At 64.1% G+C, this 11,719-nt stretch carries 12 protein-coding genes; 7 read left to right on the top strand and 5 right to left on the bottom strand.

The window, feature by feature from the left end; translation table 11 throughout:
• The 4 genes from codB to WBQ44_RS12340 form a co-directional block, all read right to left on the bottom strand.
• Nucleotides 1-1,310: cytosine permease (codB, locus tag WBQ44_RS12325; RefSeq protein WP_495566973.1), on the bottom strand; the 1,310-nt coding region annotated here is incomplete at its 3' end.
• A complete protein-coding gene (locus WBQ44_RS12330; protein ID WP_495566974.1) occupies nt 1,307-1,771 on the bottom strand; it encodes a nucleoside deaminase in 465 nt (154 codons plus the stop codon). The genes codB and WBQ44_RS12330, both read right to left, overlap by 4 nt.
• 633 nt (nt 1,772-2,404) lie before the next feature.
• The gene (locus WBQ44_RS12335) at nt 2,405-2,713 is read right to left on the bottom strand and encodes a hypothetical protein (protein ID WP_495566975.1); all 309 of its coding nucleotides are present in this window, start codon (nt 2,711-2,713) and stop codon (nt 2,405-2,407) included.
• Between the two features lie 20 nt (nt 2,714-2,733).
• Complete coding sequence (locus WBQ44_RS12340; RefSeq protein ID WP_495566976.1) at nt 2,734-4,359, bottom strand: long-chain fatty acid--CoA ligase; 1,626 nt, start codon at nt 4,357-4,359, stop codon at nt 2,734-2,736.
• 145 nt (nt 4,360-4,504) lie between these two features.
• On the opposite strand from WBQ44_RS12340, the gene WBQ44_RS12345 reads away from it, so the two are divergent.
• A complete protein-coding gene (locus tag WBQ44_RS12345) occupies nt 4,505-5,155 on the top strand; it encodes a SanA/YdcF family protein (protein WP_495566977.1) in 651 nt (216 codons plus the stop codon).
• A 3-nt stretch (nt 5,156-5,158) separates the two neighbouring features.
• Here WBQ44_RS12345 and aztA read toward each other — a convergent pair whose 3' ends face one another.
• On the bottom strand, nt 5,159-5,803 hold the full coding sequence (gene aztA, locus WBQ44_RS12350) for a zinc ABC transporter ATP-binding protein AztA (protein WP_495566978.1): 645 nt from the start codon (nt 5,801-5,803) through the stop codon (nt 5,159-5,161).
• A 20-nt stretch (nt 5,804-5,823) separates the two neighbouring features.
• Here aztA and aztB point away from each other — a divergent pair, with 20 nt between their 5' ends.
• The 6 genes from aztB to WBQ44_RS12380 all read left to right on the top strand — a co-directional run.
• Nucleotides 5,824-6,681, top strand: coding sequence for a zinc ABC transporter permease AztB (gene aztB, locus WBQ44_RS12355; protein ID WP_495566979.1), 858 nt, complete (start codon nt 5,824-5,826; stop codon nt 6,679-6,681).
• A gap of 49 nt (nt 6,682-6,730) precedes the next feature.
• Nucleotides 6,731-7,963 (top strand): PQQ-binding-like beta-propeller repeat protein, encoded by a 1,233-nt coding sequence (locus WBQ44_RS12360; RefSeq protein ID WP_495566980.1) that lies wholly within the window; start codon nt 6,731-6,733, stop codon nt 7,961-7,963.
• Nucleotides 7,960-8,865 (top strand): zinc ABC transporter substrate-binding protein AztC, encoded by a 906-nt coding sequence (gene aztC, locus WBQ44_RS12365; RefSeq protein WP_495566981.1) that lies wholly within the window; start codon nt 7,960-7,962, stop codon nt 8,863-8,865. The genes WBQ44_RS12360 and aztC overlap by 4 nt, the downstream gene beginning before the upstream one ends.
• Nucleotides 8,866-8,998: 133 nt before the next feature.
• Nucleotides 8,999-10,240 (top strand): zinc metallochaperone AztD, encoded by a 1,242-nt coding sequence (aztD, locus tag WBQ44_RS12370; RefSeq protein ID WP_495566982.1) that lies wholly within the window; start codon nt 8,999-9,001, stop codon nt 10,238-10,240.
• Nucleotides 10,241-10,487: 247 nt separating this feature from the next.
• A complete protein-coding gene (locus tag WBQ44_RS12375) occupies nt 10,488-11,429 on the top strand; it encodes an AurF N-oxygenase family protein (RefSeq protein ID WP_495566984.1) in 942 nt (313 codons plus the stop codon).
• Between the two features lie 55 nt (nt 11,430-11,484).
• On the top strand, nt 11,485-11,719 hold a 235-nt coding region (locus WBQ44_RS12380), incomplete at its 3' end, for an alcohol dehydrogenase catalytic domain-containing protein (protein ID WP_495566983.1).

The raw sequence follows: 11,719 nt of genomic DNA on the forward strand, positions 1-11,719 counted from the left end.
GCGCGGGTGTACCTGTGCAGCAACATCGTCGACGCAATTGCAACAACGATGCCGATGACGGGCGGGATACCCAGCTCCAATTCGCCCGACAACCACGCGAGAAGAGCTGCGAAGGAGTAGGCAGCGAGATGCGGCCAGTGCACGAGAGGGGGAACGTAATCCTCCGGAACGCCTCGACGCCACCGGCACAGGAAGTCGCCGATGAGAACGCCGCCCAGCGGGGGAATGAAGGTACCGAGCAGGCTCAGATAGTCGACGAGGTGGTTCTGGACGCCGACGAGCGCGAGCACGGTACCGATGACGCATCCTCCGATGATGAACGGCGCTTTCTTCGGATGCCTGAACATCTCGGCGCCGGCCACTCCGAATGCATATGCGGTGTCGGCGTTGCTCTTCCACAGGTTGCCGAACAGCAGGATCAGGCCCCAGCCGACCAAACCCAAGTTGTAGAGGATCAAGACGAAGTCGCCCTCTTCGAACGTGATCGCTCCGATGGCACCGAACAGAATCATCATCCCGTTGCCGACCAAGAAGCCGATTATGCACGCCCACGCTGCCTGTGATCCGGAGCGGGCGAAGCGGGTCCAGTTGGGCGCCTGCGTCCCGGCCGAGACGAACGTACCGACCACCGTCGTGATGGCGAGCGTGACAGTCATCGTCGTCGTGGGTGCGGCCGAGGTCAGTCCGGAGAATCCACCGACCTCGTCGAGCGACCTGGACACCACCCAGCACGCCAGAGCGATGATCAGCGGTGTCGACACCACCGACACCCAGTACATTCCGCGATAGCCGTAGCACGCGGTGATGCACATCAGAATACTTGCGCCGATCATCACCGCTGCGCTCGCAGCGTACGACTCCCAGCCCATCGCCTGGGCAGTGAGCTCACCGATGGTGCCGATGATGACTCCGTACCAACCTATCTGCGTGCCGCCCAGCAACAGGGACGCCAGTTTGGATCCGCGGCTGCCGAAGCTGTAGCGCGCCATGAGAACGGTGGTGAGGCCTGTGCGCGCACCGGCGAAACCCATCATGGCGACATACGCACCCAAGATCGCCGATCCGGCCGCGATCACCAGAATCAACGGCCAGAACGAGAATGCGGTACCGAGCGCTGCTCCGGCGAGCATCGTCGGTGTGAAGATGGTGAACCCCAGTAGCACCACTGCAAGCGAGAAGAACGGTTTGCGAGCACTGAGAGGCACCGCAGTGACGGGATAGTCCGGATCGACAGGGTCGTCCTGGTGGGCTGCCTTGTTCGGGTCGGCTGCTCTGTTGGGGTCGGAGTCGGGTACGGCTCTGCTGCTCACGCTTCTTCGCCGATGTCCTCGAACCACAGGCCCGGGCGCTCTGCGAGCATGCGTTCCATGAGCCCGACGCATTCGGCATCGTCGACGACGTCGACTTTCACCCCGTGATCACGCAGCAGGCTTTCCGAGCGTTCGAACGAACGATTCTCTCCCACGACGATTCTCGGGATCTCGTACAGCAGGGCGGTTCCCGCGCACATGAAACAGGGCGACAACGTCGTATAAAGGACGGAGTTACGGTAGACGGACGCTGTCAGCCGTCCTGCCTGTTCGATGCAATCGGTCTCGCCGTGGCGTATCGCGCTGTTCATCTGCACGCGCCGGTTCCGGCCGACGGCGAGAACTTCGCCGTCGTGAACGAGCGCCGCGCCGATGGGCACGCCGCCCTCCTCCCAGCCGATCTTCGCCTGCTCGATCGCGAGCCCGAGGTAGTACTCGTCGGTGCGCTCTGAACTGATCACATGTCCTCCTTGTGTCGATGGGGTTCACCGATTGTGGTCTTAAGTCACAAGTCGACCAGCCTCGGATCAGGTTGCCAAGGGACGCTGTGTCAATTCGGCACACATCCATCTATGGCGGATTGCCCCCTCGGCGAAGTATGGAGTAATGCTGCCCACCCTGCGAAACGAGATGGGTGGGCTGCTCGCCCGGGGGAGAACTTCTCCTGACCACCGGTCTGGGGCTGCCAGGACGGTCCTCCGAACAGTTGACCGCCTACATCGACCAGGTATCCGACGGTAGCTGGCCACCGGAATGATTCCCGGGGCGGTCACGGCGTTCATCGCCGAACAACTCGGACCCGTCATCGCGTTCGACACCGAGCACTGCGCGGACCTCGTGCGAAGTCTCGACGCCTACATTGCGAACCGGGGCAGCAAGGCCCGGACGGCAAGTGCTCCCCTGTTCGAGTTAGCACAGTTACCCGCGAGGTGCGCGCGGAAGCCGCCTGCGGATCGAGCCCGGTGTGCAAACGCCACGCGGTCAACGCAAGTCCCAGGCATGCACTGTGCGTCGGATCGTCGAGCGACGCACCGAGCATTCCTTCCAGACTTACCAATCGGGAGTACAGCGACTGCCGCCGGATTCCCAACGGGCTATCGGTCGAGATAGAACTCCGCGATTTCGGTGGCTACGGCGGCGACGGCGGCAGCCAACTCTGGGTCCATTCTCGGTGCATCAGCCGGTGCATCAGCCGGTGCATCAGCGAGGGCGGCAGCCAGTGCTGCGCCCCTGAGCCCGCGGGTGCGCAGAAGCTCCCAGGCTTCCTCGACTGCGCGCACCGAGGTGGCGAAGTCGAGTTCCGGCCGATTGGACCGCAGGGCCGTTGCAGCCCAATCGGCGTCGAACGTCCCGCGGGGAGGGCCGAACACTCGCTCGCCCGAGGAGTAGCTCTTGGGTTCCATGCTTGTCGATGGTAGGCCTGTCAGGCCAGTTGAATGACCGCGAGTTCTCCTTCGGCATGCGAACTGCGGAGCCGCTTCTTGTCGTACTTGCCCACGCTGGTCTTGGGGACCTCGTCGATGAAGGTCCAGCGCTCGGGAAGCTGCCAGTGAGCCACCCGCCCGTCGAGAAACTCCCGCAGCTCGTCGGCGCTGATCTCGGCCCCTTCTCTGATGACCACGGCAACCAGGGGACGCTCGTCCCACTTCGAGTCGGGCACACCGATGACCGCTGCCTCGAGTACATCGGGGTGCGCCATGACGTGATTCTCCAACTCCACGGAGGAGATCCACTCGCCGCCGGATTTGATGATGTCCTTCGACCGGTCGGTGAGCCGCAGGTATCCTCCGGGGGAGATGGTGCCGACGTCACCGGTGCGCAGCCAACCGTCGTCGAACTTGTCTGCCGCGTCGCCGCGATAGTAACTACCGGTGATCCACGGGCCACGTACCTCGAGCTCGCCGACCTGCTCACCGTCCCATGGCAGTTCGTTGCCCGCGTCGCCGACGAGCCTCGCACGTACGGCGGCGACGAATCTTCCCTGCGTGCAGCGCAGATCGAACTCGTCCTCCGGCGACAACCCTGCGTCCGGACGCCCCGATGTTCCCAGTGGGGACGTCTCGGTCATGCCCCATGCCTGTGTGATGTGCAGGCCGTACTCGTCGTGGAACGCGCGCATCAGGCTCGGCGGGCAAGAACTACCGCCGACGACGACGTCACGCAGGCACGACAGGTCGACCGGGTGTTCGGCGAGATGGGCGTACAACGCCTGCCAGATCGTAGGCACTGCGGCGGCAGCCGTCGGACGCAGCGTCTCGATCATTTCGGCGAGAGGCGCGGGCTGTAAGAACCTGTCCGGCATGATGATCGACGCGCCGACCATCAGCGCCGCGTACGGCAGACCCCACGACATGGCATGGAACATCGGCACGATCGCGAGAACTTTGTCCGACTGAGCGATCGCCATGGCGTCTGTCATGCACGCCTGCATCGAGTGCAGCCAGATCGAGCGGTGCGAGTAGACGACACCCTTGGGATCTCCGGTGGTGCCGGACGTGTAACACATTGCCGCTGCCGAGGTTTCGTCGAGCTCCGGCCAATCGAACTCTTCCGGATGACCCGCCAGGAACTCTTCGTAGTTTCGCACTTTCATGCCGTCGGGTGCCAGCACATCATCGGGGCCTGCGCCGACAACGATGAGGTGTCGCACCGTCGGCATCGTGGGCAGCAGCGGCGTCAGAAGGGGGAGCAGGCTCGCGTCGGCGATGATGACGCGATCGTCCGCATGTTCGGCGATATAGGTGAGTTGCTCGGGGAAAAGCCGAATGTTGAGCGTGTGCAGCACCGCGCCCATGGCGGGAATTGCCATGTACGCCTCCATGTGTGCCGCGTTGTTCCACATGAAGGTGGCGACGCGCTGATCGTCGTCGATCCCGATCGACCGGAGGGCGTGCGCGAGTTGAGCGGCGCGCTTGCCCAGGTCGGCGAACGTGACCGTGGTCGGCCCGGTCTCGCCCCACGTGGTGACTTCGGCTGACCCGTGAATCGACGTCCCGAATCTGACGAGCTGGCCGATCGACAACGGTGTGTCCTGCATGGTGCTCTTCATGAACGTGCCACTCCTCGGTTCCCGGCGCGCCCCGTCCGTGCAACTATGTGCCGCGCGTCACAAGTATGCACAGTACGGATTGCGCGCGAGTGCGCCACGAGTTTGTCGAAAGCAAGTCGAACGATTCTGCGTAAGCTGAGTACTCGTGGGCAAGAAGCGGCGCAGCATCCTCCGCGTCCTCGGCGTGGGCGTCGCCCTCGTCCTGGCCGTCGTTCTCGGCTCGGCTGCCTGGGTGGAGTACAAGTCCTTCGGGCGAGTGCACGGCACCGCCGACTCACCGGAGGCGCCCGTTGTCATCGTGCTCGGCTCGCAGGTGCGCGACGGCAAACCGATGAAGTTCCTCTCCGGTCGCCTCGACGCGGCCATCGAACTCGTCGAGGCTGGAAAGGCCCGGGCGGTGCTGGTGTCGGGCGACGCCGACGGCCGGTCCGGCGACGAAATAGCAGCGATGACCGACTATCTGGTCGACGCAGGCATCGACCGCGACATCATCGTCGGCGACGACCACGGCGTCGACACCCACGACTCGTGCATCCGGGCCGCGGACACCTTCGGGGTCACCGATGCACTGGTCGTAAGCCAGGGTCTGCACGTCTCGCGGGCGGTGGCCCTGTGCCGAGACGCCGGCATCGACGCCCACGGGGTCGACGCCGAATGCGACTGCAACCCGATGGCACTCGCACGCAACTTCGGACGCGAATGGCTCGCCCGGCCGAAGGTGATCCTCGACCTGATGTCGGGCCGAGAGCCGGCCACCGTGACGCCGCGGGTCGAATCGCTGACGTCTTCTGGCTGACGTTTACTGGCTGAGCACGATCTCTCCACGTCCGAGGGTGATCGTGGCGTGGGCTCGTCGTGCATCGTCCGCGTCGTGGGTGGCCATCACCACGGTGGCTCCCCGTGCTGCCTCGTCGGCGACCACGCTGTCGATGATCTCGCGTGCCTCGGCGTCGAGACCCGTGGTGGGTTCGTCCAACAGGACGAGATCGCCGCGCTCGACGAGTGCCTGCGCGAGGAGGGCGCGCTGACGCTGGCCGCCGGAGAGCGTCGACAAGCGTCGTGATCGCAGTTCGGTGAGTCGCAGACGTTCGATGGCCGAGTCGACGGCTTCCCTTTCTTCGACACGGGGTCGGCCGAGGATCCCACGCCGCGGCCAGGTGCCCATCTCGACCACCTCGCGCACGCTGATGGACATCCGGTCGTTGACGTCGCTGCGCTGCGGGACGTAGCTGACGCGTCGTCGTCCGATTGCGACGGTTCCCGACGTGGGGCGCACAATGCCGGCGAGTGTCTGCAGCAGTGTCGATTTGCCTGAGCCGTTGTGGCCGACGAGGGCGGTGACGGTGCCGGGCGCGAATGTTGCGCTGACGTCGGTCAACGCGGTGGTAGATCCGTACGCAACGGACAGGGAATGTACGGACACCGATTCGCTCACGACAACCATTGTCACATAGTCTCCTCGCTGTGGATTGGCTACTCGACCCATTTGCGGTCTCCTTCGTGCAGCGCGCCCTCTGGGCAGGAATGCTGGTGTCGATTCTGTGCGCACTCGTCGGCACGTGGGTCGTATTGCGCGGCATGGCTTTTCTGAGCGATGCCATCTCGCACGGCATGCTGCCCGGGGTTGCGGTCGCCTACTTGATGAGCGCCAACCTCATGATCGGTGCCGCCGTGAGCGCGGTCGTGATGATCGGGGGAGTGGCATGGGTGTCGCGCAACTCGTCGCTGTCGGAGGACACCGGAATTGGACTGCTCTTCGTCGGCATGCTGGCACTCGGCGTCGTCATCGTCTCCCGGGCGCGGTCGTTCGCCGTCGACCTGACGGCGTTCCTGTTCGGTGACGTGCTCTCGGCGACATACGCGGACCTGGTGTTCCTCGCATTCGCCGCAGCGCTCGCCTTGGCCGTGTCCGTCGTCGCCTACCGGCCGTTCGTCGCGTTGGTCTTCGACGAACGGAAGGCGCAGACATACGGGTTCAAACCTCGCCTCGCGCATGTGGTTCTGCTGGCGCTCGTCGTACTGGCTGTCGTGGCGTCGTTCCGCATCGTCGGAACGCTGCTCGTATTCGGTTTGCTCGTCGCGCCTTCCGCTACCGCCTACCTCTTCGGTCGTTCGATCGTGCAGTCGATGATTATTGCCACACTGCTCGGATGGTCGGCTACCGCGATCGGTCTCATCGTGTCGTGGAATGCGAACACGGCAGCCGGTGCCACGATTGCCGGGCTCGCAGTGCTGCAGTTCTTCGTCGTCGCGGCGGCGAAATCGGGTCGTGGAGCGGTGGTGGCGAAGCGTGCTCAGGGGCGCCCGATCGGCGCCCGCTGACATGACTTAACCTAACGATAATCGTTATCGTTTCTGTTAGGGGTTTGTGGTGTCCGTACGCAAGTTGGTCATGTTGGTCGGCGTCTCCGCGCTGGCGATCGCAGGATGTAGCAGCGAGGAGAACGCGGCCGAGTCGTCCACCGCGTCGACAACCGGTGCTGCACGCGCAGGCAGCGATATCGCCGCGGAGGCCGGATCGACCGAGGTCGAGGGCCCGGAACCCCGCCTCGTGGTCGCCGACGCCGACTCCGGGCGCATCGAGGTCATCGATCTCGCGACCGAAGAATCCGTCGGCTCTTTCGACGTGGAAAGCGCAGCTCGGTTGACCACCGTGAACGGGCGCTACGTCGTCGCCGTGGACGGAGAGGGCGGACGCGTCGACTTCCTCGACCCCGGCTCGTGGACCATCGAGCACGGCGATCACTCCCACTCGTACGTCAAGGACCCGACCGAGATCGGATCGCTCGTAGGCGAGGATCCCGCCCACGTCATCGCGGGAGACCGTAAGGTAGCCGTGTTCTACGACGGCACCGGCACCGCAGACATCGTCGACTTCGACGTCCTCGGCAAGGGTGAGGCCACCGTCGCCACGACGGTCGACGCCGCCGCACCTCACCACGGCATCGCCGTCCCGATGTCCGACCAGTACGTCGTGTCGACGGGCGGCACCGAAGAGGACTTGCCGAACGCCCTCGAATTGCGCAATGAGACAGGCGAAATGGTGCGCGCCCTCGACGGCTCATGCCCCGAAATGCACGGCGAGGCGGTGTTCTCGAGCTACCTCGTGCTCGCGTGCGAGGACGGCGTGCTGAAGGTCGAGGACGATTTCACCACCACCAAGATGCCCTACCCGACGGCCGGAAACCGCGCATGGTCGTTCGATCACCAAGGCAAGAGCGCACTCGTCTCGGCCGCGACCGCCGGGGGAGTGCTCGTGCTCGACACCCGATCGGGGCAGTGGGTCGAGGCGAAGACCGCCGACGAGGCGTTGGCATCCGGCGTCTCCGGTGACGGCAAGACCATCTTCTCGCTGCAGACGGACGGCACTTTCCGCACGTTCGACGGGGTGACCGGCGCGGAGCTGTCGTCGACGCCGGTGCTGTCCGCTCCGTACGTAGAGGACGACGAGACGCCGTCGATGCAGGTGGGCGGGAACAGGGTGTACGTCTCCGACCCGAAAGCCGACACCGTCACCGAGATCGACTACCGCGACGCAGGACGCATCGCCCGCACCCTCGACCTCGACATCTCGCCCGCATCGATCGGAGTGGTCGGCGCATGAAAAAACTGTTACTGCTGGCCCTTCCGGTCGTTGCCGTCCTGGCGGGCTGCTCGGACGCCGATGCGTCCGGCAGGCCCACCGTCGTGGTGACCACGAACATCCTCGGCGACATCACGTCCAACATCGTCGGCGACCAGGCCGACGTGCTGGTGCTGATGCCGCCGAACTCCGATCCGCATTCGTTCGAGATCTCGGCGGCAGAAGCGGCCCAGGTGGAGTCGGCCGACCTGTTGATAGCCAACGGTCTCGGGCTCGAGGAGGGCGTCGCCAACACCATCGAAGCCGCCCGCTCCGAAGGAGTGAACGTGGTCGAAGCCGGACCGTCGGCCGACCCCATCGCCTACGTCACCGGACAGTCCACGGGAGCGCAGGACCCGCATATCTGGACCGACCCGACCCGAATGCGCGCAGTGGTCGAGCTCATTCGCGATGCGCTGAAGGAGTCCGTCGATGGAGTCGATGTGGACGCAATCGATTCGGCCGCTGCACAATACGACACGCAACTCGTCGAACTCGACGAGAGCATGGCCCAACGCTTTGAACCGATCGCGCCGGACAAACGCAAACTGGTGACCAACCACCACGTGTTCGGCTACCTCGCCGACCGCTACGACTTCGAGGTCATCGGAGCCGTCATCCCAAGCGGTACGACACTCGCCTCACCCAGCGCATCGGACCTCTCCGACCTGGCGGGAACAGTCCGCGCAGCAGGTGTGGCAACGATATTCGTCGACTCCTCGCAACCCGACCGACTGGCCCAGGTGATGGCATCGGAAGCCGGCGTGAACATCGGAGTCGTCGAGCTGTACACCGAATCGCTCGGCGACGAAACCTCGGAAGCATCGACCTACCTGGACATGATGGAGTTCAATTCCTCAGCCATAGCGGCCGGTTTGTCGTAAGGCGCTGCGCACCGGTGTGCCTTTTGTGTTGCCAGGTCAGCACAAAAGGCACACCGGCGGCGGAGCCGCACATGCATTCATACGCACTAATGGCTTTGACAATCGTTTGCAATTACCTGTAATTCTTTGGAACATGAAGACCACCCGTTCTTATCGCACCCTCGGCGCGGCAGTTGCGCTGAGTACATCGGTCGCACTTCTCGCGGCCTGCTCGTCTGAATCGACCACCGAGGCGGAATCCGCCGGTACAACCACCGCCGAAGCCGCTGCCGCCGAGGCAAACTCGGAGCCCACGCCCCGCATCGCCACCAGCTATGACGGCGGCGTCCTGATCCTCGACGCCACGACGCTCGAGACGGTCGAAGACATCTCGGGTATCGAAGGCTTCACCCGGCTCAACCCGGCCGGCGACGGGCGCCATCTCTTCGTCAGCGGGACAGGTGCTTTCACAGCCCTCGACGCCGGAACATGGACCGACGGTTCGCAGTCCTACACTTCCACGCCTGCGTTGACCGACATCAAGTTCGACGCAACCACGCCGGGTCACGTCGTGCGCCACGACGGTAAGACGGTTCTCTTCGACGACGGCACCGGCAAGGTCGAAATGTTCGAGTCGGCTGCGTTGCTGGAAGGCAGCAAGCCCGAAGCGGAGTCGTACACGACGCCCGAGGCGCATCACGGTGTTGCAGTGGAGTTGTCGGACGGCTCACTGCTTACCACGGTCGGCAACGAGGACGAGCGCACCGGCATCGTCGTGCTCGACGCGGATCGCAAGGAGATCGCCCGGAACGAGGAATGCCCGGGCGTCCACGGCGAAGCCGTTGCTGCCGACGAGACCGTCGTCGTGGGATGCCAGGACGGCCTGCTCATCTACCGCGACGGTGAGATCCGCAAGGTGCAGAGCCCGGACGCCTACGGCCGCATCGGCAACCAGGCCGGCGACGAGAACTCGCCGATCCTGCTCGGCGACTACAAGACCGATCCGGATGCCGAGCTCGAGCGTCCGACCCGCGTGTCGTTGACCGACACCGTTTCGGGTGAGCTCACGCTCGTCGATCTGGGCACCAGCTACACGTTCCGCTCGCTCGGCCGCGGCCCGGCCGGTGAAGCGATCGTGCTCGGTACCGATGGCGCGCTGCACATCATCGACGTCAACACGAAGGCCGTCACCAAGACCATCCCCGTAGTCGATGCTTGGGAAGAGCCCGTCAAGTGGCAGGAACCGCGCCCGGCGCTGTTCGTGCAGGACGGCACCGCATACGTGTCCGACCCGGCCGGTGATGCGGTTCACGCGGTCGATTTGGCCACCGGCGCGATCTCGGCCACCGGCGAACTGGCTCATACGCCCAATGAGCTGACCGGCGTCACCGGCTAGAAGTCCACGACATGAGCCCGGCCCCGGCGTCCTCGCTGCGGCCGGGTTTCGTCGTTTCCTGCCGGGTCCTTCCCAACGCTCACGACTGTGTGTAACCATAAGTACCAGCAAGCGTGATTGTTTTGTTCCAGCACGGAAGAGCCAGCTGTTCAGGGAGGGTGAAGATCGCATGGTCACAATTGCTCGGAGCAAGAAGGCGCGGCAAGCGTCCACCGACACGAGGCTGCCGATCGAGTCGTATCGCGAGATGCTCGACGTGCTGTCCGAGGGGTCGGTGCGACGAAATTTCGACCCGTATCTGGACATCGACTGGGACAGCGATGAGTTTCAGATGCACGCCGACGACCCCCGCTGGGTATTGCCCGTCAATCACCCCCTCGGCAGTACGTCCTGGTATCGAGCACTGCCCGCCGACCGGCAGATCGAGGTCGGTCGCCACATTCAGATCAATGCGGTCAAGGTCGGTGCCGCCTTCGAATCCATCCTGATCCGCGGAATGATGCAGTTCATCATGCGGATGCCCAACAACTCGCTAGAGTTCCGCTACTGCCTCCACGAAATTACGGAGGAGTGCAACCACATTCAGATGTTCCAGGAGTTGGTGAACCGCTCCGGCGCCGACGTACCGGGCATGCGCAAAGACTTCCGGCTCGCATCACCCAGCATGGGAATGCTGGGAGCGTCGATGCCGCTCATCTTCTTCGTGGGGATCCTCGCCGGTGAGGAACCGATCGACCACTGGCAGAAGTCGGTCATCCGGCAGGGCAAGGAAGTTCCGCCCGCCCTGCTGCGCACGATGGAAATTCACATCGCAGAAGAAGCCCGCCATATCTCCTTCGCGCACCACTTCATCCGACAGCACTACCCCAACCAGCGCCGTTCGACGAGATGGCTCGTCTCGGTGTCGACGCCCATCATCATGCGTTGGCTCGCCGGCGTCATCATGGCCCCGCCGCGCACACTCGCCTCCAATCTCGGCATCCCGCGCAGCGTTGTCAAAGAGGCCTACTGGAACAGCCCGACCGGGCACGAGCAACTCTCGTCGTACTTCGGTGACGTGCGCATGCTCGCCAGTGAAGTGGGCATGATGAACCCGGTGTCGAAGTATCTGTGGAAGAAGCTCCGCATCGACGGCACCGTCTCACGGTTCCGCGGAGAGCCGGATCGAAAGGTTCACATCTCCGACTGACGCTGCCACGAGCCCGCCTTGATGGAATGCCTGTCAAGTAAGTACTCTTGCATGCGTGCTGGAACAGAACCGATACGTCCACGTCGTCGCTCCCGAACAGGCCGAAACGGTCGAGGACGCACAGCCGCCTCGACCAGCGGACGACGGTGTGGTCGTCGCAATCACATACTGCGGTATCTGTGCCACCGATACGCATGGTTACTCCTCGGCCGCGCTCCCACCCGCCGTGTTCGGACACGAGTGGACGGGAACCGTCGCGGCAATCGGTGAGAACGTGACGACCGTTGCCG

The sequence above is a fragment of the Rhodococcus sp. (in: high G+C Gram-positive bacteria) genome (genome assembly GCF_049591685.1).
Taxonomy (GTDB): Bacteria; Actinomycetota; Actinomycetes; order Mycobacteriales; family Mycobacteriaceae; genus Rhodococcoides.